Origin of the sequence: Xanthomonas sp. MLO165, assembly GCF_018831305.1 — a bacterium.
Taxonomy (GTDB): domain Bacteria; phylum Pseudomonadota; class Gammaproteobacteria; order Xanthomonadales; family Xanthomonadaceae; genus Xanthomonas; species Xanthomonas arboricola.
Map to the genome: position 1 here is coordinate 1736359 of NZ_CP029263.1, position 23354 is coordinate 1759712.

A 23354-nucleotide genomic window follows, 5' to 3' on the forward strand; every position below is an offset into this window, starting at 1 on the left:
GCAGCCGGGCATGGTGCCCACTGCGTCGCTGCCCACTTCTGCCGATGGTGCCGCGTATGTCCTTGTTGTCGAACGTGTTGAAGTCCCGTGCCGTTGCGTCGGTTGCCTCCAACGCGCGTGGCGCTTCGGGTTTGCAGGCGACGCGCGCCACGGTGTTGGCCGCTGCCATGTTTGCGTTATGCGGGATGAGTGGGCAGGCCGCTGCACAGACGGAGGATGCCCCTGCGTTTGACCGTCCCGGCATTCCGTTTGCCGCCGAAGTGCTGCAGCCTGGCGTGTTCGCCTGGGAGCAGGGTCTGCCGGATGCGAGTACCGATCGCAGCGACGGGCAGCGAATCACCCAGTACACCGCCGATACAGTGCTGCGCCTGGGCCTGTTCCAGAACGTGGAACTGCAGGTCGGCAGCGACAGCTACAACTGGCAGCACGGTGGCGGTGCGCATGTGCGTGGCGGAGGCGATAGCCATATCGGCCTGAAGGTGGCATTGCCGTCGCAGTCGGACAGCTTTCATTGGGCCGCGCTCGGCAGCTACAGCGTGCCGACCGGCAGCGCTGCCTTCAGCGATGGCTACGCGCGCGAACTGGGCGTGACCGCGTCCTGGGATCTGGCCCAGCAGCGCGCACTGGCGCTATACGTCAACTATGCGCGCGACAGCGACGGGCATACCTGGACCTTCTCGCCCAACTACACGTTCTTTTCCGGCGAGCGTTTCAGCAGTTATGTCGAGGCAGGCTTCGATACCGGCAGCGAGCATTCGCGCGTGGCCGGCGCCGGCGGTGCCTGGCTGTTGCCGCATGCGATGCAGCTGGATGTCTCGGTGCTGCGCGGGCTGACCTCGGAGAGCCCGGACTGGCAGGGCGGGATCGGCCTGTCGATTGCCTTTCAGTGATGGCAAGATGGAAGGCGGCGGCAGCGTCGCGGCCGCTGTCCATGTTGCACTGCCGCATGCATTGAGTGCGTGGAAAAGGCCTAATTGGATCGATCCAATCGACGCCAGATGCATGCGCACTTTTCCCATTGCAAGGTCGGCAACGTGACGCGTGCCAAACCGGCGCCCTCCGCTTCGGAGGATGGCGACGCGCGCCGCAGCGGACGCGGGCCGGTGACCCTGCGCGATATCGCCAGTGCCATCGGCGTATCGCGCGCGACGGTGTCGTTGGTGCTGCGCGGCAGCCCGCTGGTGCATGCGAGCACGCGCGCGCGCGTGGAGGCCGAACTGGATCGGCAGCACTACGTCTACAACCGTGCTGCGGCCAATCTGCGCTGCCGCACCTCATCCAGCATCGCGCTGGTCATCAACGATCTGTCCAATCCGTTCTTTGCCGAATTCGCCGCAGGCGTGGACGAAGCGCTGGGCGCGGCGGGTTATGTGACCCTGCTCGGCAGCACCGGCGAATCGACGCAGCGCCAGCAGGCGGTGCTGACCTCGTTGATGGAGCACACCCCTGCCGGCATTATCCTGTCGCCGGCCGAAGGCAGCCAGGCACAGGCGCTGACCCAGGTGCTGGGACGTCAGCACAACGTGGTGTTGTTCAACCGCGAAGTGGAGGGCGCGGGCTGGGATCTGCTGGCGCTGGACAACGAGCAGGGCGCGTTGCTTGCCTGCGCGCATCTGATCGCGCAAGGTCATCGGCGCATCGTGTTCTTCGGTGGTCATGCCGAATCCAGTTCCTGCCGGCAACGCCGTGCCGGTTACGCGCGCGCGATGGCCGACGCCGGTCTGGCCGTGCATTACGTTGAATCCGCACCGAATCGACAGGATGCTGCGCTGTGCGCCGGTCGCATGTTGGACAGCGCCGAGCACGATCGCGCAACTGCGGCGGTCTGCTACAACGATAGCGTCGCGTTGGGCCTGATGGCCGCGCTGGCGATGCATGGCATCGTGCCGGGGCGCGATTTCGCGGTGACCGGCTTCGACGATATCGCCGAAGCCGCGTTGTTCACGCCCTCGCTGACCACGCTGGCCGCAGATCCGCGCGCGCGCGGGCGCCAGGCTGCGCAACTGGTGTTGCAGCGTATCGGGAGTCCCGCCCTTGCATCGCAGCGTCTGACCGCCGCAGTCGAATTGAAGATCCGCGCCAGCAGCGCCAGCGCGTTGAGCTCCGTGGTTCCGCTTCACTCCCCCAGTGATTCTCCCGCCCATTCCCCCACCAAGGCCTCAGGCCGCTGACCAGGCAATTCCTATGGTTTCCCTTTCCACGCAGTCCACAGTGCCTAGCGGCAACAAGGCGCCCGTCAACAACGGCGTTGCGTTGTCGGTCGTTACCACGATCTTCTTCATGTGGGGCTTTCTCACCTGCCTCAACGACATCCTGATTCCGCACCTGAAGGCGGTGTTCGAGCTCAACTTCGCGCAGGCGATGCTGGTGCAGTTCACCTTCTTCGGCGCGTACTTCCTGATGTCGCTGCCGGCCGGTTGGCTGGTGGCCAGGCTTGGCTACAAGCAAGGCATCGTGGCCGGGCTGGCGGTTGCCGCGGTCGGTGCGCTGGGCTTCTGGCCTGCGGCGGAATTGCGCGTCTATGGCGCATTTCTCGGCGCGTTGTTCGTGCTGGCCACCGGCATCACCATCCTGCAGGTGGCGGCCAACCCGTATGTCGCGCTGCTGGGCCCGGAGCGCAGTGCGTCCAGCCGCTTGACCCTGGCGCAGGCGCTCAATTCGCTGGGGACCGCGATCGCGCCGCTGTTCGGTGGCTGGCTGATCCTGTCCAACACCGTCATGAGCGGCGACCAGCTCAAGGTGCTGCCGGAAGCCGAGCAACTGGCCTATCGCGTGCAGGAAGCGCAAGCCGTGCAGGGGCCGTACATCGGTCTGGGCATCGTGCTGTTTCTGCTGGCGATCTTCGTGTTCCTGTTCCGTCTGCCGGCCCTGACCGATGCGGGCGCGCAGAAGGATGAAAGCAGGCATTCGCTGCTGGATGCGCTGGCGCATCCGCATGTGCGCTTTGGTGTGTTGGCGATCTTTTTCTATGTCGGTGCGGAAGTGGCGATCGGCAGCCTGATGGTCAACTATTTCTCGTTGCCGCAGATCGGCGGGTTCACCGAACGCGAAGCGACCCACTACGTGTCGGCGTACTGGACGCTGGCGATGATCGGCCGCTTCATCGGTTCGGCCTTGCTGGCCAAGTTGTCGCCGCGCGTGCTGTTGTCGGTGTTCGCCGGGATCAACGCACTGCTGCTGGGCCTGACCATGGCCAGCGGCGGCATGCTGGCGGTGTATGCGCTGGTGGCGATCGGCCTGTTCAATTCGATCATGTTCCCGACCATCTTTACGCTCGGTATCGAGCGGCTTGGCCCGCTGACCGGCCGCGCCTCGAGCCTGTTGATCATGGCCATTGTCGGCGGCGCCATCGTGCCGTATCTGCAGGGCCTGCTGGCCGACAGCATCGGTTTGCACGAGTCGTTTGTGCTGCCGCTGGTGTGCTACCTGTACATCGTGTTCTACGGCATCTGGGGTTCGCGTCTGCGCGGCGCACTGGCGGAGGCGCGCGCATGAGTGCCTTGAAGAACCGGGTGGTGTGTTTTGGCGAGGCCTTGATCGACATGCTGGCACTGCCACAGGCCGGTCCGGATGAGGCGCGCACATTTGCGCAATACGCCGGCGGTGCGCCGGCCAATGTCGCGGTCGCGGTGGCGCGCCTGGGTGGCGCAGCGCATTTCGTCGGCATGCTAGGGCGCGACATGTTTGGCGATTTTCTGCTGCAGAGCCTGCAGCAGGCTGGTGTCGCCACCGAGGGCATCGTGCGCACCGATGAGGCCAAGACCGCGCTGGCCTTCGTGGCGTTGGATGAAGCCGGCGAACGCAGTTTCAGTTTCTACCGTCCGCCTGCGGCGGATCTGCTGTTCCGGCCGGAGCATTTCGCCGCGGACGGCTTCACGCAGGCTGCCGTGCTGCATGTGTGTTCCAACAGCATGACCGAGCCTGCGATCGCGCAATGCACGCTGGACGGCATGCGCCGCGCACGCGCCGATAGCGCCATCGTCAGCCTGGATCTCAACCTGCGCCCGATGCTGTGGCCGCAGGATGTGGACCCGGCTGCACTGCTGTGGGAGGCGTTGGCGCTGGCCGATGTGGTCAAGCTCTCGCGCGAAGAACTTGATTACCTGGCCGGCACGCTCGATGGCGATGCCAGCGCGGTCACTCGCAAGCTCTGGCAGGGCCGGGCCAGCTGGTTGCTGGTCACCGACGGTGGTGGCCCGGTGCACTGGCAGACACGCACCGATTCGGGTCAGGTGCCGGCCTTCCGCGTGCAGGTGCGCGACAGCACGGCAGCGGGCGATGCGTTCGTCGGTGGCTTGCTGTTTCAGCTGGCGACGCGTGCATCCACGCTGGAGCAGCTGTCCGGCGATGCCGCTGCGATCACCGAGGTGATCCGCTTTGCCGCGGCGGTCGGCGCGCTGGCGGTGACGCGCAAGGGCGCGTTTGCGGCCATGCCGAGCGTCGATGAAGTCCATTCCCTGATCCAGGAACAATCATGAGCCGTTTGCCTGCGAGCCCCGCACCCGATTTCCGTTCGGCCGATGTGCTGCGTCAGCATATCGCCGACACCATGGCGTTCTACCACCCGCGCGCGATCGACCCGGCGGGCGGGTTTTTCCAGTATTTCCGCGACGATGGTTCGATCTACGATGCCGGGCATCGGCATCTGGTCAGCAGCACGCGCTTCGTCTTCAACTATGCGATGGCGTATCGCGAATTCGGCGATGCGCAGTACCTGCAGGCGGTGCGTCACGGCCTGGACTATCTGCGCAACGTGCATCGCAATCCGGCCACCGGCGGTTACGCATGGACCTTGCGCGACGGCGTGGTCGAAGACGACATGAATCACTGCTACGGCGTGGCCTTCGTGCTGCTGGCGTATTCGTGCGGCCTGAAGGCGGGCATCGAGGAGGCGCGCGCATGGATGGACGAGACCTGGCAGCTGCTGGAAAAGTATTTCTGGGAGCCGGAATTCGGCCTGTACCGCGACGAAGCCGATGCGCAATTCAACTTCACCAGCTACCGCGGCCAGAACGCCAACATGCACATGTGCGAGGCGATGATCGCCGCGTACGAAGCCAGTGGCGAGCAACGCTACCTGGACCGTGCGCTGTCGCTGGCCGACACCATGACCCGGCGCCAGGCGGCCAAGGCCGACGGTCTGGTGTGGGAACACTACGATCTGCAATGGAACATCGACTGGGACTACAACCGCGACAATCCCAAACACCTGTTCCGCCCCTGGGGTTTCCAGCCGGGCCATCAGACCGAATGGGCCAAGCTGCTGATGTTGCTGGATCGCTACGCACCGACCGACTGGTTGCTGCCGACCGCGCAACACCTGTTCGATGTGGCAGTGGAGCGCTCCTGGGATGCGCAGCGTGGCGGGCTGTATTACGGCTTCGACCCGGACGGCAAGGTCTGCGATGACGACAAGTACTTCTGGGTGCAGGCCGAATCGCTGGCGGCGGCGGCGTTGCTGGCGCAGCGCAGCGGCGAGCCGCGCTATTGGCAGTGGTACGACAAGCTCTGGGCGTATTCCTGGGAGCACATGATCGACCACCGCTATGGTGCGTGGTACCGCATTCTGGATGCGGACAACCGCAAGTACAGCGACGAAAAGAGCCCCGCCGGCAAGACCGATTACCACACCATGGGCGCCTGCTACGAGGTCTTGAACGTGTTGCGGCCGGCTGCTTGATGCTGGCGTGATCAAGGGCGCCGCCACGCAATGCGTCGGCGCCGCGTAGGAGCGCACCCGGGCGCGATGCGGATTTACCGGTAAAGCCTCGTCGCGCCCGGGTGCGCTCCTGCGATGTCTGTGGTCTGCGGCTGTGCTTATTCCGGGTCGTAATCCAGATTCGATGCCAGCCAACGTTCGGCCAATGCTACGGTGATGCCCTTGCGCTTGGCATAGTCGGCCACCTGTTCCTTGCCCAAGCGCCCGACCACGAAGTACTGGCTCTTGGGATGGCTGAAGTAATAGCCGGAGACCGCTGCGGTGGGCAGCATCGCGAAACTTTCGGTCAGCGTCATCGTGGTATGACGCTCGGCATCGAGCAGGTCGAACAGAGTGCGCTTTTCGCTGTGCTCGGGGCAGGCGGGATACCCTGGTGCCGGACGAATGCCGCGATAGCGCTCGGCGATCAGCGCCTCGTTGTCCAGCGTCTCATCCTCCACATAGCCCCAGAATTCGGTGCGCACGCGTTGATGCAGGCGCTCGGCCAGCGCCTCGGCCAGACGGTCGGCCAGGGCCTTGAGCAGAATCGCGTTGTAGTCGTCGTGCGCGGCTTCGAACCGCGCTACATGCGGCTCGATGCCGATGCCGGCGGTGACTGCAAACGCGCCGATCCAGTCCTGCTTGCCGCTGCTCTTGGGCGCGATGAAATCGGCCAGGCAGAAGTCGGGGCGGTCGATGGGTTTGTCGACTTGTTGGCGTAAGAAGTGCAAGAGCTGCCGGGATTGGGCATTCGGGATTTGGGATTGGCCGGGCTGCTGCGAATCTCCAATCCCGTTTGCCGAATCCCGGTGGTCTGTCAGCACCACTTCCACGTCATCGCCCACACTGTTTGCCGGCCACAGCCCGAACACCGCCTTCGCGGTCAGCCATTTTTCGGCGACGATGGTGCGCAGCATCTTGCGTGCATCGCGGTACAACTCGCTGGCCTGGATGCCGACCACCTCGTCGCTGAGGATCGCCGGGAACTTGCCGGCCAGCTCCCAGGCCTGGAAGAACGGGGTCCAGTCGATCAGCTCGATCAACTCCTGCAGCGGATAGTCGTCGAACACGTGCAGGCCCGGCTGACGCGGGGCGGGCGGTGTGTAGGTGTCCCAATCACCGTCGAAACGCTGTGCGCGTGCCTTTTCCAGCGACACCAGGCGTTTGGCGTCGCCGCGATTGCGATGGCGCGCGCGGATCTCTGCGTAGTCGGCATCGTTGGCGGCGACGAAGGCCTGGCGCAGGTCGCGCGAGATCAGCGATTGCGCAACGCCCACCGCGCGCGAGGCGTCCTTCACCCACACGGTGGGGGCGGCGTAATGCGGGTGGATCTTCAAGGCAGTGTGCGCGCGCGAGGTGGTGGCGCCGCCGATCAACAGCGGAATCTCGAAGCCTTGCCGCTGCATCTCGCGTGCGACATGCGACATCTCTTCCAGCGACGGCGTGATCAGGCCGGACAAGCCGATCAGGTCCGCATTCTCTGCGCGTGCACGGTCCAGTATCACCTGCGCCGACACCATCACGCCCAGATCCACCACGTCGAAGTTGTTGCATGCCAGCACCACGCCGACGATGTTCTTGCCGATGTCGTGCACGTCGCCCTTGACGGTGGCCATGATGATCTTGCCGTTGGACTTGCCGACATCGCCGGTCCGCAGCTTTTCCGCTTCGATGAAGGGCAGCAGGTACGCCACCGCCTTCTTCATCACACGCGCGGACTTGACCACCTGCGGCAGGAACATCTTGCCGGCGCCGAACAGGTCGCCGACTACGTTCATGCCGTCCATCAGCGGGCCTTCGATCACGTCCAGCGGGCGGGTGGATTGCTGGCGCGCCTCCTCGGTATCGGTTTCCACGAATGCATCGATGCCGTGCACCAGCGCATGCGCCAGCCGCGCACGCACTGGCTTCTCGCGCCAGGCCAGGTCTTCGACTTTCGCCGCGCCCTTGCTGCCTTTATAGCGCTCTGCAATTTCGAGCAAGCGTTCGGTGCCGTCCTTGCGGCGATTGAGGATCACATCCTCCACGCGTTCGCGCAGTTCCGGGTCGAGCTCATCGTAGATCGGCATGCCGCCGGCGTTGACGATACCCATGTCCATGCCGGCCTTGATCGCATGGAACAGGAACACCGAGTGGATCGCCTGGCGCACCATCTCGTTGCCGCGGAACGAGAACGACACGTTGGAAACGCCACCGGAAACATGGCAATGCGGCAGCGTGCGTTTGATCTGCCGGGTGGCTTCGATGAAGTCCACCGCGTAGTTGTCGTGCTCCTCGATGCCGGTGGCCACGGCAAAGATGTTCGGGTCGAAGATGATGTCTTCCGGCGGAAAGCCCACCTGCTCGGTCAGCACCTTGTAGGCGCGCGTGCAGATCTCGACCTTGCGCGCGCAGGTATCAGCCTGGCCCACTTCATCGAAGGCCATCACCACCGCGGCAGCGCCATAGCGCAGCACCTTGCGCGCCTGTTCGATGAACAGCGCCTCGCCTTCCTTGAGCGAGATCGAATTGACCACGCTCTTGCCTTGCAGGCACTTCAGGCCGGCTTCGATCACGCTCCACTTGGACGAATCCACCATCACCGGAATGCGCGCGATATCCGGCTCGGACATGATCAGGTTGAGAAAGCGCGTCATCGCCTTTTCCGAATCGATCAGGCCCTCGTCCATGTTGACGTCGAGGATCTGCGCACCGTTGGCGACCTGCTGGCGCGCCACCTCCACCGCCTCTTCGTAGCGCTCTTCCTTGATCAGCTTGCGGAACTGCGCGCTGCCGGTAACGTTGGTGCGCTCGCCCACGTTGACGAACAACAGGTCCGGGGTGATGACCAGCGGTTCCAGGCCGGACAGGCGGGTGTGGCGGGGAGTGCTCATGCGATGCTCTGAAGAAGGGCGGCCGCGTTGCTAGCCCGGATCGGAAAAGGAAGTGACGGGACGCAGTCGTCTGCACTCATCCGGCGCTGCACGCCTGCTTCCCCCGCATGCGGATGAAGGTGCCCGAAGGATGGATGAGTGTCATCGCTCTGCATCACGCTGCCAGCTCCTGCGCGCCAGGCAATTGCCGCGGCGGCAGGTCGGCGACCGCTTGGGCGATCGCACGGATGTGATCCGGCGAGGTGCCGCAGCAGCCGCCGACCAGATTGAGCAGGCCGGCCTGCGCAAATTCGCGCAAGGTTTCGGCCATTTCTTCCGGGGTTTCGTCGTACTCGCCGAAGGCATTCGGCAGGCCGGCATTGGGGTGCGCGCTGACGTAGGCGTCGGCAATCTGCGCCAGCGTTTCCACATGGGGGCGCAGGTCCTTGGCACCGAGCGCGCAGTTCAGGCCCACCGACAGCGGCCGTCCGTGCGCGACCGAGGCGTAGAACGCCTCGGCCGTCTGGCCGGACAAGGTGCGTCCGGAGGCATCGGTGATGGTGCCGGAGATCATCACCGGCAGGCGCCCGCCGCGCGCTTCGAACACTTCCTCGATGGCATACAGCGCGGCCTTGGCGTTGAGCGTGTCGAAGATGGTTTCCACCATCAGCGTGTCGGCACCGCCGTCGATCAGGCCGTCGATGGCCTCGCGGTAGGTGTCACGCAAGGCGTCGAAGCTGGTGTTGCGGTAGCCGGGGTCGTTGACGTCCGGGCTGATCGAAGCAGTGCGGCTGGTGGGGCCAAGCACGCCGATCACGAAGCGCGGCTTGTGCGGGGTCAGCGCCTCGACTTCGTCGCAGCAGGCGCGCGCAACCTGCGCGCCGGCTTTGTTCAATTCGTAGACCAGATGTTCCAGGTGATAGTCGGCCTGGCTCACCGAGGTGGCGTTGAAGGTATTGGTTTCCAGCAGGTCGGCACCGGCGTCCAGATAGGCGCGATGGATGCCGGCGATGATCTCCGGGCGCGACAGCAACAGCAGATCGTTGTTGCCTTTCAGGTCGTGGCCTTCCGGCGCGTGTGCGTGATCGCAGCCCGCGCCATGCACGTGCACCTGCGCGCTGTCGTAACCGTCGGCAAAGCGGCTGCCGCGGTAGTCGCGCTCCTGCAGATCGTGGCGCTGGATCATCGTGCCCATCGCGCCGTCGATGATGAGGATGCGTTCGGCAAGCGCCGCAGTGAGCCTGGCGGCGCGCTCGGGATGCAGCCAGGGCAGTGCAAACGGGATTGGGGGTTGGGAATTGGGGGTTGCTGCGGGCGTCATGATGCGATTCTCCGTGAGGCAGTGGCGCCGCTTTCAACGATTCCCGATTCCCGATTCCCAATTCCCGGCTTCACCGCAATCAATGAAATCACCTCGAAATGCGGCGGGCGCTTCTCGCGCGTCACCGTCTCCAGGCTGGACACGTCCAGCCCGGCTTTCTCGGCAAACTTGCGCAGTTCCTTGGCAGCAAAGCCGAGATTGACATGGCCATAGGCATGCACCGCGGCACGGTGTTCGTGCTTGGCCAGGCTGCACAGCAGCAGCCGCCCGCCGGGGCGCAGCACGCGCGCAGATTCGGCCACTGCCTGCGCCGGCTTGGCTGCATAGGTGAGCGCATGCATCAGCACCACCAGGTCGAAGCTGGCATCCGGGAACGGCAGCGCATGCATGTCGCCCTCGCGCACTTCCACATTGCGCAGCTTGCGCAGGCGCTCGCTGGCGGCGGCGACCACGCGTGCGCTGGTGTCGATACAGATGTAGCGGGTGGCATGTGGTGCCACCAGCTCGGCCAGCACGCCGTCGCCGGAGGCGATGTCGAGCACGTCGCCGGTTTCCAGCAGGGGCAGGGCGGTGCGCGCCAGCGCCTCCCAGGTGCGCCCCGGGGAATAATGCCGCTCCATGTCGCCGGCCACCGAGTCGGCCCAGTTCTGGTCGGCGGCGCGGTTGGCCAGCACTGCGGCCACGCGCTCGGCGTCCTGACGCAGCAGCGGGTCGTCGCTGCCGGTGCTCAATGCCAGCCACAGGGCGCGCTGCGCCGGGTCCAGCGACACCTCGTCGAAACGGTAGTAAGCCGACACGCCGGCGCGGCGGTCGCGCACCAGCCCGGCTTCCTTGAGCTTGGCCAGGTGCGTGGACACGCGCGGCTGGGCCAGGCGGGTGATCGCCGACAGCTCGGCCACGGTGAGTTCTTCCTGCTCCAGCAAGGTCAGCAGGCGGACGCGGGTGGCGTCGGCAAATACCTTCAGGCGCGCCGACCAGTCTTCCAGATCCATGAATATCTCTATATCGCGATATGGAGATATTTTCGGCCGGGCAGGGTGTGGGGTCAACTACATACGCATGCGAATGGTTGGGGCTACAATGGGCGCTCAGCCTAGGCCTGGAGGGGTGCGACGTGGATTTCAGCTTTACCGAAGAACAATTGATGATCCAGGATGTGGCGCGCCGCATCGCCCAGGAAAAGATCGCCCCCAGCGCGGAGCAGTTCGATCGCAGCGGCGAGTTTCCGCTGGAGAACATCCGCCTGCTCGGCGAGAACGGCCTGATGGGCATCGAGGTGCCGGCCGAGTACGGTGGGGCCGGCATGGACCCGATCAGCTATGCGCTGGCAATGATCGAGATCGCCGCCGCCGACGGCGCGCATTCCACCATCGTGTCGGTCAACAACTCGCTGTTTTGCACCGGCATCCTGAAGAACGGCAGCGAGGCGCAGAAACAGCTGTACGTGCGCGCGATCGCCGAAGGCGCGCAGATCGGCGCGTTCGCACTGACCGAGCCGCAGTCCGGTTCGGATGCCTCGGCGATGCGCTGCCGTGCGGTCAAGCAGGCCGATGGCAGCTTTGTGATCAACGGCAAGAAGAGCTGGATCACCTCCGGCCCGGTCGCCAAGTACATCGTGTTGTTTGCGGTGACCGAGCCGGACAAGGGCTCGCGCGGCATCACTGCTTTCATGGTCGACGCCGATCGCGCCGGCTTCCATCGCGGCAAGACCGAGCCCAAGCTCGGCATCCGTGCCTCGGCCACCTGCGAGATCGAATTTGCCGATTACATCGCCCAGCCCGACGAAGTGCTGGGCGTGGAAGGCGAGGGCTTCAAGACCGCGATGAGCGTGCTCGACGCCGGGCGCATCGGCATCGCGTCGCAGGCGGTCGGCATCGCGCGTGCGGCCTATGAGGCGACCCTGGCCTACGTCAAGGAGCGCAAGGCCTTCGGTGCGGCCATCGGCACCTTCCAGATGACCCAGGCCAAGATCGCCGACATGAAGTGCAAGCTGGATGCAGCGCTGCTGCTGACGCTGCGCGCGGCCTGGTTGAAGGGGCAGGGCCAGAAGTTCGGCACCGAAGCGGCCGTGGCCAAGCTCACCGCCTCGGAAGCGGCGATGTGGATCACCCATCAGGCGGTGCAGATCCACGGCGGCATGGGCTATTCCAAGGAGATGCCGCTGGAGCGTTACTTCCGCGACGCCAAGATCACCGAAATCTACGAGGGCACCTCGGAAATCCAGCGCCTGGTGATCGCGCGTGGCGAGACCGGCTTGCGCTGAAGGGCCTGATTCGGCAGTACACCGCGGTCGACACCATCGGCCCGAGCTGCGCAGCAGTCGATCCGGCACCGTGGCGCTGGCGATTGCCTCACCCTGTGTAGGAGCGCGCAAGCGCGCTCCTACACAGGGTGAGCGGTCAGATATCACAGAAGCGCCGTACATCGCACATGGTTGCGCCCGACCTTGTCGCGCGCGGCGCGCGCAGATCACAATCGCAGCTTCTCTGGCCTCTGGTGCGCGCATGCCCCGGTCCTTGCACGCTGTGTTTTCCCGCCTTTCGTTGTCCGCCCGTGTTCCGGCGCTGGTGTGTTGGGGGCTGTTGCTGGTCTGCGCTGCGGCAAGTGCGCAAACGCCGCCGCCCTCGATCGTGCCCACCGACCGCCTGCAGGAAGCCTGGTGGGCGCAGCGGCATGCGCAGGTGCTGGAGCAGGTGAAGCAGCACGCCGACACGCCGCTGTTGTTGATCGGGGATTCGATCACCCAGAACTACGAAAAAGCCAAGGCGCCGGACGAGGATTTTCAGCCGACCTGGCAGACCTTCTACGGCAGCCGTGGCGCGCTCAACCTGGGCTTCAGCGGCGATGGCACCGAGAATGTGCTGTGGCGGCTGGCCAATGGCGAGGTCGATGGCCTGCAGCCCAAGGTCGCGCTGGTATTGATCGGTACCAACAACACCGGCCATCTCGGCCAGACCGCGGAGCAGGCCCAGCTCGGTATCGATGCGGTGGTGGCGGCGATCGAACAGAAGTTGCCGCGCACCCAGATCTTGCTGGTGGGTGTGCTGCCCAGCGACATCTCCAGCGATAAGTCGCGCCGCGATGCGCAGATCAACCAGGGCCTGGCGGTGCGCTATGGCGACAATCCACGCGTGACCTATCTGGATGTGGGGTCGATCTTCCAGCGCGACGGCAAGCTGCGCACCGAACTGTTTTACGACACCCGCTTCCGTCCGCCGGCCGCTGCCCTGCATCCGGACACGCAAGGCCAGCGCATGCTGGCCGAGGCGATCGAGCCGACCCTGGCGCGCCTGCTGGGCGAGCCGCCAGTCAAGCCGGTTGCCGCGCTGGGCCGCGATTTTGCGACCTCGCTGATTCCGGTCGACCGGCTGGAGCAGGACTCCTACGACTGGTATGCGCGTCACCATGCGGCGCTGGCCGCAGCGCGCACGCTCAAGCCCGAGGTGGTGATGATCGGCGATTCGATCACGCACTTCTGGGCCGGCACACCGCAGGCCACGCGTGTCAGTGGCCCCGAGTCCTGGAGCTGGTTGTACGGCAGGGCCCCGGTGCTGAATCTGGGCTTTGGCTGGGACCGCACCCAGAACGTGCTGTGGCGCATTCGCCAGGGCGAGCTCGACGGCCTGGATCCGCGCTGGGTGGTGCTGCATATCGGCACCAACAACCTCACCGGCACCGCGCAAGCGCGCGCCTCCACGCCGGCCGAGGCCGCCCAGGGTGTGGAGGCGGTGGTGAGCGAGGTGCGTCGCCGTTTGCCCAGGAGTCAGCTGATCCTGATGGCGATCATGCCGCGCGGCCGCCATGCCGGGGATGCGCAGCGCGCGCCCATTGCCGAGACCAATCGGCTGCTGGCCGCGCGTTATGGCAAGGATCGGTCCGTGCGTCTGGTCGACATCGGTCCTCGGATGCTGCAGCCGGACGGGACCTTGCCCGAGGCGCTGATGCCCGACGGCACCCATCCCAGTGAGACCGGGTACGCGATCTGGGCCACGGCGCTGCGCGAGGCAGGCATCACGGCAACGCCATAGGCCGTCCTGCGCTGCGGAGTCAGGGCAGCGGCGTCGAAGAGGGCGCTGCTGTCGTGTAGCAGGCTATCCGGTTGCACGGTTGCCGCGTCATGGCGTGAGCGGAATGAAGCGCCGGCCGCCGATCAATAGCGGGCTGCCATCGGCCGGCAACGCAGGCGCACGGCTACCAGCAGAACTTTTCGGACCCCAGAAACCAGAAGACCCCCGATCGCTCGGAGGTCTTTTTAAACTGGTGCCCAGAAGAGGACTCGAACCTCCACGAAGTTGCCCCCGCTAGCACCTGAAGCTAGTGCGTCTACCAATTCCGCCACCTGGGCAGGTGAGCCGCAAATTTTGCAGACTCCCGGCGGGCTTGTCAATGCCTGGTGGCAGGCAATTGCGACCGGCCAGGCGAGGCGTGCCGCCCATGGCGCGGCCGCAAGGGGTACCATGTAAGCAATGACAAAGAAAAACACCCCAGATTCCGATCGGCCCAGTCGCCGCAAGTCCACCAGCCCGGGCGAGTCCACCACCGCCGAAAAGCAGAAGTTGCCGGGCTGGATGCCGGACTTCCTGGTCCGCGCCGCCGCCGGTGCGTCGACCAAGTCCGCCAACAAACGCGCTGCCGACAAGGCCGCCAACGCTTCGCCCGAGCTGCCGGTAGCGCCTGCGCTGCCCACGCCGCCGGCACCACGCGCACCGCATCCGCGCAAGAGCGGTCCGCCGGCGCCGCCGCCGGAACGCTTCCAGCAGGCGCCGACCGAAGCGTCCGCGCCGGCGGCGGAGTTCAAGGACCCGCATGCCGACCGCGAGGCACTGCGCTACGCCGAGCCGATCGCCAGCCGCGAGGCCATCCTGCAGTTGCTCGACGCCTGCGATGGCCCGCAGACCGCCGAGGAAATCGCCGAACAACTCAATCTCAGCGACCGCATCGACGCGCTGGGCAAGCGCCTTGCAGCGATGGTGCGCGAAGCGCAGCTGGTGCAGAACCGTCGCGGCGGCTACGCGCCGGTGCAGCAGACCAGCCTGATCGCCGGCGTGGTGATCGCCAATCCGGAAGGCTTCGGTTTCCTCAAGCCGGACGAGGGTGGCGACGACCTGTTCCTGCCGCCTTATGAAATGCGCAAGGTCATGCACGGCGATCGTGCGCTGGCCAACGTCACCGGCATCGACCGCCGCGGCCGTCGCGAAGGTGCGATCGCCCGCGTGCTCGAACGCCGTATGTCGCGCATGCTCGGACGCTTCTTCTACGAGCATGGCGTGGCCTATGTCGACCCGGACGACAAGCGCGTGCAACGCAACGTGCAGATCGCACCTGACGGTATCGGCGAGGCGCGCGAAGGGCAGTTGGTGGTGTGCGAACTGATCGCGCCGCCGGACGCGCGGCGCCCGGCGATCGGCAAGATCATCGCGGTGCTCGGCGACAAGCTCACCCCGTCGCTGGTGGTGGAGATGGCCATCCACGGCCATGAGCTGCCGCACGAATTTCCGCAGGAAGTGCTGGACGAGGCCGCGGCAGTGCCGTTGGTGGTCGAGCAGCAGATGATCGGCGGGCGCGTGGATCTGCGGCAGATGCCGCTGGTCACCATCGACGGCGAAGACGCCAAGGATTTCGACGACGCGGTGTATTGCGAGCCCAATGCCGACGGCTTCCGTCTGGTGGTGGCGATCGCCGACGTGTCCAACTATGTGCGTCCGGGCACGCCGCTGGACGATGAAGCACAGAAGCGTGCCACCTCGGTGTATTTCCCGGGGTTCGTGGTGCCGATGCTGCCGGAGACGCTGTCCAACGGCATCTGCTCGCTGATGCCCAAGGTCGACCGCATGTGCTTCGTCTGCGACATGCAGGTGGGGCGCGACGGCGAAGTCACCGGTTCGCGTTTCTACGAAGCGGTGATGAACTCGCATGCGCGCCTGACCTATAACCAGGTCTGGAAGGCGGTGGGCGAAGACGACGCCGACACCAAGGCCTTCATCGGCCCGTTGCTGCCGCAGGTGCAGCGCCTGCACCAGCTGTACAACGTGCTGTCCAAGGCGCGCACGCAGCGTGGCGCGATCGAGTTCGAAACCTCCGAAGTGCGCTTCGTGCTCGACAACACCGGCGAAGTCACCCAGGCCGGCATGCTGGTGCGCAACGATGCGCACAAGCTGATCGAAGAATGCATGATCGCCGCCAACGTCGAGGCCGCGCGTTACCTGCTGAGCATGCATGTGCCGGCGCCGTACCGCGTGCACGAGCGGCCGCCGGAGAGCAAGTACGAAGACCTGCTGGAGTTCCTCAAGGAATTCCAGCTGAGCCTGCCGGCATGGAGCAAGGTGCGCCCCGGTGACTACACCAAGTTGCTGAAGAAAGTGCGCGCGCGCCCCGACGCGGCGCTGCTGGAGTCGGTGCTGCTGCGCAGCCAGAGCCTGGCGGTGTATTCGCCGGACAACAACGGGCACTTCGGTCTGGCGCTGGAGGCGTATGCGCACTTCACCTCGCCGATCCGGCGTTACCCGGACCTGCTGGTGCACCGCGCGATCAAGCACGCCCTGACCGGTGCCAGCCCGGAAAAATACATCTATACCCCGCGTCAGATGGCGGCCTTGTCGCTGCAGTGTTCCGAGCGTGGTCGGCGTGCCGACGAAGCCGAACGCGAAGTCGACGAGCGGTATCGCGCCGCGTGGATGGAAAAGCATGTCGGCGGCCAGTTCGATGGCGTGATCAGCGGCGTGACCGGGTTCGGCCTGTTCGTGGAGTTGACCCAGTCCAAGGTCAACGGCCTGGTGCATGTCACCCAGCTGCCGCAGGACTATTACCAGTTCGATCCGATCCGCAAGACGCTCAGTGGCGAGCGCCGTGGCCGCACGTTCCGTCTGGGCGATCCGGTGCGGGTGCTGGTGCTGAAGGCCAGCATGGAAGAGCGCAAGATCGACTTCCGCCTGGCCGAGGATCGCGGCGATTCGCCCGAACCGCCGCCGCCGCCGAGCGCTCAGCCGGCCAAGCGCAAGAAAAAACAGTACTAAGCGCGTCTGCAGGATCACAAGCCGCCGTCCGTCGGCGGCTCGCGATGTATACGGACCGCCGGATATGAGCGGCAGGTCGTTGCGGGCAGACGCTCGCAACGCGCGCTGGGTGCCCACTTTCAAGGCTTGAGGCGACGATGGACGCAGCAATCGAGTACAGCGGTGGCTGCCAGTGCGGTGCGGTGCGTTTCCACGCGCGCGGCAGGCTGACGGACGCCTCGATCTGCCATTGCCGCATGTGTCAAAAAGCCTTCGGTGCCTACTACGCGCCGTTGGTTTCGGTGCGCGGTGTCGAGTTCAGCTGGACACGCGGCGAGCCGAAGCGCTTCGCCTCTTCATCGATGGTGTTGCGTGGCTTCTGCGCCGAATGTGGAACGCCGCTGACCTATGAAGCGCCCGACGGCCTGGCGATTGCTGCCGGTGCGTTCGATACGCCCGAGCGGCTGCCTCCGGCAATCCAGTACGGGGTGGAGCGCAAGCTGCCGTTCGTCGATGCATTGGCCGATCTACCGGCGCGCACCACCGAGGAAGATGTCGCCGCATTGACCTTTCTGGCCGATGTGGTGTCAAGGCAGCACCCGGATCACGATACCGCGCAGTGGCCAATGTGAGTCCGCGCCCGCAGGCCTGAATGCCTACCGCAGGGGCGCGCGACAGCGGGGTGCGTGCAGGTGCCGGCACCATCACAACGGGGCGAGCGCCATCTTCGATCCCCGCAATCGGCCGTACAGCGTGCTGAAGTTCTGGCCGTGGCCCAGGAGCACCGCGATCTCCTTGCTGGCAGCGCCGTCTGCGCTCCGGCCGTGACGTGGCAGGCCGCAGGCCCTACCATTCCCCTTTATCTCTTCGTATCCGGCGCAATGAGCAGCAAGCAGAATCAGTGGATCGTCGGCGTCAACGCCGTCGCCTCGTCCGTCGAGAACGACGCCGACAACGTGCGCGAGGTCTTGATCGAGGCCGGCAGCAAGAATCCGCGCCTGATCGAAATCGAAGAGCAGGCCCGCCGCAAGGGCATCGACGTGCGCCGGGTCAATACCCAGGCACTCGATGGCGTCGGTGGGCAGGTGCGCCACCAGGGCGTGGTCGCCCGCTATGCCGCAGCGCGGCTGTGGGCCGAAAACGAGCTCGAAGCGCTGGTGACCGCCGCCGAGGGACGTGCCTTGCTGCTGATCCTCGATGGCGTGCAGGACCCGCACAATCTCGGTGCATGCCTGCGCAGCGCGGCCGCGGCCGGCGTCACTGCAGTGGTCATTCCCAAGGACAAGTCGGCCACGGTCAACGCGACCGTGCGCAAGACCTCGGCCGGTGCGGCCGACCGTATTCCGGTGGTCGCGGTGACCAATCTGGCGCGTTGCCTGCGCGATCTGCAGAAGCAGGGCGTGTGGCTGTATGGCCTGGCCGGTGAAGCCGAGGCGTCGCTGTACAGCGTGGACCTGCGCGGCAACGTCGGGCTGGTGCTCGGCGGCGAGGCCGACGGCCTGCGTCGTCTCACCCGCGAGCACTGCGATGGTCTGGTCAAGATCCCGATGCCGGGCGATATCGAAAGCCTCAACGTGTCGGTGGCCGCCGGCGTGACCCTGTTCGAAGCGGTACGCCAACGCCTGGGCGCCTGAAGCGGTGACCGAAACGGCTGCGCTCACCGCCAGGTGGGCGCGGGCGCGGCCGATGCCCGACTCGGCACGCACCCCACCGTGCACTGCGCTTGCTGCACGTCTTCCGCATCCAGCTGGCGACTGTTCGCCCTGTGTTGCCAACCACTCTGCATCGCACGTGCGTGCCAATGGCGAGCGCAGGTCGATCGGCATGGCGAGATCGCGCGTGCGGCGCGGTTTCGATCCGCGCACCCACGCAGTGGCCGATCTGCGCAAACAATGGCGCTGGTGCGCTTGCCGCTGCAGTGCCGGGCGCGCAGGTGGCCCGCCGCGCATGACGTTGACCAAGGCGTACGACGATTGACCGGCGCGCGTGCCCGTTTTTGCCTACCATATCGCCAGCGAACGGCGTGTTATGTCTGATGAGAGATGGGGCGGGGGCCTGGTCGACGGGCGAGAACGGATGCGATGCCAAGGCGTCGGCACGGGGAGACAAGCGGCCGCAGCGCTGGCTCGGTGCCGTTGTCTGCATGCTGCTGGCGCTGTGCTCACTCGCGGCACTGGCTGCACCGGCCGGCACGGCGCCATTGCGCGACTACGCGATCGACAGCTGGAGCTCGCGTAACGGCCTGCCGCACAACTCCTTGCGCGATATCGCCCAGACCCGCGACGGCTACCTGTGGTTCGCCACCTGGGAAGGCCTGGTGCGTTACAACGGCCTGGAATTCGGCATCATCGACCGCAGCACGCGTCCCGGCCTGCCCGACAACGGCGTCGGCGCCTTGTACGTCGACCACGACGGGGCGCTGTGGCTCAGCGATGCGCGCGGCAATCTGGTGCGTCACGGCAGCGACGGGCAGTGGCGGCACTGGCAGCGGCAGGGACCGTGGCCGCAGGCGCTGATCCATGCAATGACCATGGATGCGCGCGGTCGCATGTGGTTGCTGTTCGAGGGCCACGGGCTGGGCTGCCTGTGGCCGGATGGGCGCTTCGAGTATTTTCCGCCGCGCGATGGCGTGCCGCTGCAGAGCAGCTTTCCGCGCATGGCATTCGACGACCAGGGCCGGCTGCTGATCGGCACGCTGGACGGCCTGATCTATCGCGAACCGGACGGACGCATGCATCGCGCCCCGGCCGCGTTCGGCCTGCCACCCGGGCTGGCGTGGCCATACCGCGCGCCGGACGGCACGCTGTGGGTCGTCGCCGGCGAGCAGCTGTATCGGCTGCGGGGCGAGACTGCCGAGCTGGTACGGCGGGTGCCCGGGCAGGGCCATTTCACCGCGATGCTGCAGGACCACCATGGCGACCTGTGGCTGGGCAGCGAAAATCAGGGGCTGCTGCGCATCGGCAGTCATGGAGTGGAGCATCTGCCGGCTGGTCGCAGCCTGCCGACCGGGCGCATCGTCAGCCTGCGCGAGGATGCCGAAGGCAGCATCTGGGTCGGCGCCAACGGCGGGCTGTTTCGGCTGCGCGAAACCCTGTTCAGCAGTTACAGCCAACGCGATGGGCTGAGCGGCGACTACGCCCGCGCGGTGCTGGAAGACCGCGACGGCAGCCTGTGGATCGCCAGCACCGCCGGCCTGGATCGCATGCTGCCGGACGGGCGCATCGTGCCGGTGGCGGTGGCCACGCCATCCGGGCGCAAGCTCTCGGTGCTCAGCCTGGCGCTGGATCGGCACGGCGATCTGTGGGTGGGCACGTATGCCGATGGCGTCTTCGTGCTGCACGACGGACGCCTGCTGCGGCATTACGGCGACGCCGAGGGCATTCCCAGCGGGCATATCCGCGCCATCGTGATCGACGAATCCGGCGTGGTGTGGCTGGCCACGCAGCGCGGCGTGGTGAAGCTGGTGAACGGCAAGCGGGTGCCCCTGGCGGTCGACGGCCTGCCCGATGGGGTGGTGACCGCGCTGGCCAGCATCGATGGTGCGCTGTGGATCGGCTCGGTCGACGGCGCGGCGGTACTGCGCGAGGGAAAATTGCAGCAATTGAATCTGGAAGCGCTGGGCGGCGCGCGGAGCGTGTTCGGTTTTCAGCGCATCGGTGACGCTGTCTGGATCTCGACCGATCGCGGCCTGTACCGGGTGCGCAACGGCAGGCTCGCACGCGTGGGGCTGGAGCAGGGCATGCCGGTCGATACGGTGTTCCAGCTGGTCGGCGACCGTCTCGGCAACGCCTGGATCAGCAGCAATCGCGGCGTGCTGCGCACGCAACTCACGCAGCTCAACGCGGTTGCCGATGGACGCGCCCGGCTGGTCATCGAACGCTATGGCGAGATCGACGGCATGGGCAACGCGCAGGCCAACGGCAGCTCCGGGCCGAGCATGATCGCGCGTGCCGACGGCTCGATCTGGGTGGTCACCGCCGGCGGCGTGAGCACGGTCGACCCGGCGCGCCTGCAGCGCTTTCGCGAGCGGCGCGCGCCGCCGGCGGTGATCGAAAGCGTGCAGCAGGACGCACGTCCGCTGACATGGCGGCAGCAGGCGCGCCTGCCGGGCGGGCATCGCCTGAACGTGTCCTACGTCGGCATGAGCTTTCTGCTGCCGGAGCGGATCGAGTACCGCACGCGCCTGGAAGGCCTGGACAGCGACTGGACCGAGCGTGGCCGGCAACGCAGCGTGGAATTCATCGGCCTGCCGCCGGGGCGCTACCGTCTGCATGTGGCGGCCCGTCACCCGGGCGGTGCCTGGAGTCCGCACGAGGCGGTGTGGGCGTTCGAGGTGCTGCCGCTGTGGTGGCAGCGCCAGGACGTGCGCCTGGCCGCGGTGCTGGGTGCGATTTTATTGCTGGCGCTGGTGTATCGGTTCCTGCTACGCCGCTACAAGAGCCATAACGCACGCCTGGCCGAACTGGTGCGCAAACGCACCGAAGATCTGCAACTGCAGGCGCAGCGTTTGCTGCAGGCCAACCAGGAAAAGAGCGAGCTGCTGACACGGCTGCGCATCAAGTCGGATGTGTTCGAGCGCCAGGCGCACGAGGATGCCCTGACCGGGCTGCCCAACCGCAGGCATTTCGACGAGGCGCTGGCGCGCGACATCAGCCGCGCACGCCGCAGCGGGCGGCCGTTGGTGCTGGCGATTCTGGATATCGATCATTTCAAGCGCATCAACGACCACTATTCGCACGCCAGTGGCGATGCGGTGCTGCACGAAGTCGGCGTGCTGCTGACCGCCGCCGCGCGCGCGTCGGACCTGCCGGCGCGCCTGGGCGGCGAAGAGTTCGCCCTGCTGCTGGCCGACACGACGCTGGAGGATGCACAGGCGCTGTGCCAGCGCATCCGCGCGCTGTTCCACGCGCGCCACGGCTGGGGCGGCGTGGAAGGCCTGCAGGTGACCTTCAGCGCCGGCGTGGCCCAGTTGCGCGACGACGACACCGGCTCATCGCTGATGCAGCGCGCCGATCAGGCGCTGTACCAGGCCAAGAGCGCGGGGCGCGATCGCATCTGTGTGGGTTAGGTGCTGGGATTGGGGAATCGGGATTGGGGATTGGCAAGTGCAGTGTGTTGGTCTGCTTTAGAACCCACCGACTGGCTGTGCCATTGCGTGCGGCGCGAAGGGACGCGTCAGGCAGCGTGCCTTTGCGAATCCCCAATCCCCAATGCCCAATCCCCGCTCAAACAGGCCCCGGCCAGGCATTGGCGATCGTGCAGAACAGTCGCGCGGTCTGCTCGGTGTCGTAGACCGCGCTATGCGCATCGGCGGCATTCCATTCCAGCCCTGCGGCTTGTGCCGCGCGCGCCAGCACGGTCTGCCCGTACGCCACGCCGGCCAGGGTCACGGTGTCGAACACGCTGAACGGATGGAACGGGTTGCGTTTGTGGCCCACGCGCGCAACCGCGGCGTTGAGGAAGTTCAGGTCGAAATGTGCGTTATGGCCGACCAGGATCGCGCGCTGGCAGCCGTATTTCTTCACTGCCGCACGCACCGGCGCGAACACATGGTCCAGCGCGTCCTTTTCCTGCTTGGCGAAGCGGAACGGGTGGTCGAGCACGATGCCGGTGATCTCCAGCGACTTCGGGTCGATCTCCAGTCCTGGCGCGGGCACCAGATGGGCACTGGCGGTGTCGCCGGGGAAGAACCGCCCGTCGGCATCCATTTCGATCGGCACGCAGGCAATTTCCAGCAGGGCGTGCTTGTTCCAGTCGAAACCTCCCGTTTCCACATCCACCACCACGGGCAGATAGCCGCGGAAGCGCCGCGACATGGGCAGGAAGGAGGGGGCAGGCTGCAGGTCGACCGGTTCGTTCATCGACATAGCCTAGCAGGTCGTACGGCCGGCCCGATCGTGGCAGCTGGCGGCCTGCCCGCGTGTACTGAGCGGCGATCCGGCAAACAAAAGCCCGACCCGTGTTGCCACGGATCGGGCCCGGAAGCTGTGCTACTCCGCTGGCGTCAGCGGGCGGCGACCACGCTTGCAATCAGCCCGGTGGCCACCGCAATCAGCACGTAGTTGTTGTCCACGCGGCGCCATTCGTGCCCGCGCTGCGGCGTGTTCAAGTGATGCTTGCGGTAGTCAGTTACCCGTGTGCCGCGATGGTCCGGTGCCAGACGTTCGCCACGCCGGTACGGCGGGCCGCGACGATCGTTGCGGTGGTCGTCGTTGTGCGCGCCGGGGCGGTGGTCACGCTTGTCATCGTGTCTGTCGTCGCGATGATCGTCGCGGCGGTCCGGGCCATGCGCGTCGTGGTGCTGCGCGCTGCGGTCGCGGTCGTCATGCTGTTGCGGCGTGGCGAACGCTGCGCCGGACGTGAGCAGCGATACAACCATGAGGGATCCGATGATGCGTTTCATCTGCCTACTCCTGCGTCACAGGAACAGCCTGTGCGAGTTCACCGTAGGCATTTGGAGCTGAATACGTAATGAAATAAGGCGTTGCGAC

Annotated in this window: 16 protein-coding genes, 1 tRNA gene and 1 other RNA gene; 12 read left to right on the forward strand and 6 right to left on the reverse strand. The window is 66.0% G+C overall.

The annotated features are described in order from the left end of the window. Nucleotides 1–44 precede the first annotated feature (44 nt). The 5 genes from DGN21_RS07515 to DGN21_RS07535 all read left to right on the forward strand — a co-directional run bounded on the left by DGN21_RS07515 (nt 45) and on the right by DGN21_RS07535 (nt 5680). A complete protein-coding gene (locus DGN21_RS07515) occupies nt 45–890 on the forward strand; it encodes a transporter (RefSeq protein ID WP_184551621.1) in 846 nt (281 codons plus the stop codon). 108 nt (nt 891–998) lie between these two features. After that, a complete protein-coding gene (locus tag DGN21_RS07520) occupies nt 999–2171 on the forward strand; it encodes a LacI family DNA-binding transcriptional regulator (protein ID WP_184551622.1) in 1173 nt (390 codons plus the stop codon). Nucleotides 2172–2184: 13 nt separating this feature from the next. Beyond that, nucleotides 2185–3495 (forward strand): L-fucose:H+ symporter permease, encoded by a 1311-nt coding sequence (gene fucP / locus DGN21_RS07525; protein ID WP_039812780.1) that lies wholly within the window; start codon nt 2185–2187, stop codon nt 3493–3495. Then, entirely contained in the window at nt 3492–4478 is a 987-nt protein-coding gene (locus DGN21_RS07530; protein ID WP_184551623.1) for a carbohydrate kinase, read from the forward strand. The genes fucP and DGN21_RS07530 overlap by 4 nt, the downstream gene beginning before the upstream one ends. Then, nucleotides 4475–5680: an AGE family epimerase/isomerase gene (locus tag DGN21_RS07535; protein WP_184551624.1), complete on the forward strand. Its 1206-nt coding sequence runs from the start codon at nt 4475–4477 to the stop codon at nt 5678–5680. The genes DGN21_RS07530 and DGN21_RS07535 overlap by 4 nt, the downstream gene beginning before the upstream one ends. Before the next feature lie 137 nt (nt 5681–5817). On the opposite strand, the gene metH is transcribed toward DGN21_RS07535, so the two are convergent. The 3 genes from metH to DGN21_RS07550 all read right to left on the reverse strand — a co-directional run bounded on the left by metH (nt 5818) and on the right by DGN21_RS07550 (nt 10863). After that, a complete protein-coding gene (gene metH, locus DGN21_RS07540; RefSeq protein ID WP_215825170.1) occupies nt 5818–8571 on the reverse strand; it encodes a methionine synthase in 2754 nt (917 codons plus the stop codon). Nucleotides 8572–8725: 154 nt separating this feature from the next. Beyond that, the gene (locus tag DGN21_RS07545) at nt 8726–9871 is read right to left on the reverse strand and encodes a homocysteine S-methyltransferase family protein (protein ID WP_167708733.1); all 1146 of its coding nucleotides are present in this window, start codon (nt 9869–9871) and stop codon (nt 8726–8728) included. Further along, entirely contained in the window at nt 9868–10863 is a 996-nt protein-coding gene (locus tag DGN21_RS07550) for a metalloregulator ArsR/SmtB family transcription factor (protein ID WP_184551626.1), read from the reverse strand. Before DGN21_RS07550 ends, DGN21_RS07545 begins: the two co-directional genes overlap by 4 nt. 152 nt (nt 10864–11015) lie before the next feature. On the opposite strand from DGN21_RS07550, the gene DGN21_RS07555 reads away from it, so the two are divergent. Further along, on the forward strand, nt 11016–12134 hold the full coding sequence (locus DGN21_RS07555) for an acyl-CoA dehydrogenase family protein (RefSeq protein WP_225874194.1): 1119 nt from the start codon (nt 11016–11018) through the stop codon (nt 12132–12134). A 241-nt stretch (nt 12135–12375) separates the two neighbouring features. After that, the gene (locus DGN21_RS07560; RefSeq protein ID WP_184551627.1) at nt 12376–13899 is read left to right on the forward strand and encodes a platelet-activating factor acetylhydrolase IB subunit; all 1524 of its coding nucleotides are present in this window, start codon (nt 12376–12378) and stop codon (nt 13897–13899) included. Between the two features lie 230 nt (nt 13900–14129). Here the strand turns inward: DGN21_RS07560 and DGN21_RS07565 are convergent. Continuing rightward, nucleotides 14130–14216, reverse strand: a tRNA-Leu gene (locus tag DGN21_RS07565). Between the two features lie 121 nt (nt 14217–14337). Between DGN21_RS07565 and rnr the strand changes: the two genes are divergently transcribed. From rnr to DGN21_RS07590, 5 genes are all read left to right on the forward strand, one after another. Beyond that, the gene (rnr, locus tag DGN21_RS07570; protein WP_215825171.1) at nt 14338–16884 is read left to right on the forward strand and encodes a ribonuclease R; all 2547 of its coding nucleotides are present in this window, start codon (nt 14338–14340) and stop codon (nt 16882–16884) included. 137 nt (nt 16885–17021) lie between these two features. After that, nucleotides 17022–17495 carry a GFA family protein gene (locus tag DGN21_RS07575; RefSeq protein WP_184551629.1) on the forward strand — a complete coding sequence of 158 codons (474 nt, stop codon included), beginning with the start codon at nt 17022–17024 and terminating at the stop codon, nt 17493–17495. A 249-nt stretch (nt 17496–17744) separates the two neighbouring features. Further along, nucleotides 17745–18497, forward strand: coding sequence for a 23S rRNA (guanosine(2251)-2'-O)-methyltransferase RlmB (gene rlmB, locus DGN21_RS07580; RefSeq protein WP_024940443.1), 753 nt, complete (start codon nt 17745–17747; stop codon nt 18495–18497). Between the two features lie 66 nt (nt 18498–18563). Then, nucleotides 18564–18640: non-coding RNA, sX9 sRNA (locus DGN21_RS07585), on the forward strand. A gap of 258 nt (nt 18641–18898) precedes the next feature. Then, nucleotides 18899–21931 carry a ligand-binding sensor domain-containing diguanylate cyclase gene (locus DGN21_RS07590; RefSeq protein WP_184551630.1) on the forward strand — a complete coding sequence of 1011 codons (3033 nt, stop codon included), beginning with the start codon at nt 18899–18901 and terminating at the stop codon, nt 21929–21931. 157 nt (nt 21932–22088) lie between these two features. Here DGN21_RS07590 and rnt read toward each other — a convergent pair whose 3' ends face one another. Both rnt and DGN21_RS07600 read right to left on the reverse strand, forming a co-directional pair. After that, complete coding sequence (rnt, locus tag DGN21_RS07595) at nt 22089–22730, reverse strand: ribonuclease T (protein WP_184551631.1); 642 nt, start codon at nt 22728–22730, stop codon at nt 22089–22091. A gap of 137 nt (nt 22731–22867) precedes the next feature. Further along, nucleotides 22868–23266, reverse strand: a complete 399-nt coding sequence (locus DGN21_RS07600) for an RcnB family protein (protein WP_184551632.1) — start codon at nt 23264–23266, stop codon at nt 22868–22870. Nucleotides 23267–23354 lie beyond the last annotated feature (88 nt).

What these genes read in the sequence shown, in the direction of transcription:
- DGN21_RS07600 (WP_184551632.1), bottom strand. Translation starts at nt 23,266, where the DNA reads ATGAAACGCATCATCGGATCCCTCATGGTTGTATCGCTGCTCACGTCC.
- rnr (WP_215825171.1), top strand. Translation starts at nt 14,338, where the DNA reads ATGACAAAGAAAAACACCCCAGATTCCGATCGGCCCAGTCGCCGCAAG.
- fucP (WP_039812780.1), top strand. Translation starts at nt 2,185, where the DNA reads ATGGTTTCCCTTTCCACGCAGTCCACAGTGCCTAGCGGCAACAAGGCG.
- DGN21_RS07535 (WP_184551624.1), top strand. Translation starts at nt 4,475, where the DNA reads ATGAGCCGTTTGCCTGCGAGCCCCGCACCCGATTTCCGTTCGGCCGAT.
- rlmB (WP_024940443.1), top strand. Translation starts at nt 17,745, where the DNA reads ATGAGCAGCAAGCAGAATCAGTGGATCGTCGGCGTCAACGCCGTCGCC.
- DGN21_RS07560 (WP_184551627.1), top strand. Translation starts at nt 12,376, where the DNA reads ATGCCCCGGTCCTTGCACGCTGTGTTTTCCCGCCTTTCGTTGTCCGCC.
- DGN21_RS07530 (WP_184551623.1), top strand. Translation starts at nt 3,492, where the DNA reads ATGAGTGCCTTGAAGAACCGGGTGGTGTGTTTTGGCGAGGCCTTGATC.
- DGN21_RS07515 (WP_184551621.1), top strand. Translation starts at nt 45, where the DNA reads ATGGTGCCGCGTATGTCCTTGTTGTCGAACGTGTTGAAGTCCCGTGCC.
- DGN21_RS07575 (WP_184551629.1), top strand. Translation starts at nt 17,022, where the DNA reads ATGGACGCAGCAATCGAGTACAGCGGTGGCTGCCAGTGCGGTGCGGTG.
- rnt (WP_184551631.1), bottom strand. Translation starts at nt 22,730, where the DNA reads ATGTCGATGAACGAACCGGTCGACCTGCAGCCTGCCCCCTCCTTCCTG.
- DGN21_RS07550 (WP_184551626.1), bottom strand. Translation starts at nt 10,863, where the DNA reads ATGGATCTGGAAGACTGGTCGGCGCGCCTGAAGGTATTTGCCGACGCC.
- DGN21_RS07590 (WP_184551630.1), top strand. Translation starts at nt 18,899, where the DNA reads ATGAGAGATGGGGCGGGGGCCTGGTCGACGGGCGAGAACGGATGCGAT.
- DGN21_RS07545 (WP_167708733.1), bottom strand. Translation starts at nt 9,871, where the DNA reads ATGACGCCCGCAGCAACCCCCAATTCCCAACCCCCAATCCCGTTTGCA.
- DGN21_RS07555 (WP_225874194.1), top strand. Translation starts at nt 11,016, where the DNA reads ATGATCCAGGATGTGGCGCGCCGCATCGCCCAGGAAAAGATCGCCCCC.
- metH (WP_215825170.1), bottom strand. Translation starts at nt 8,571, where the DNA reads ATGAGCACTCCCCGCCACACCCGCCTGTCCGGCCTGGAACCGCTGGTC.
- DGN21_RS07520 (WP_184551622.1), top strand. Translation starts at nt 999, where the DNA reads ATGCATGCGCACTTTTCCCATTGCAAGGTCGGCAACGTGACGCGTGCC.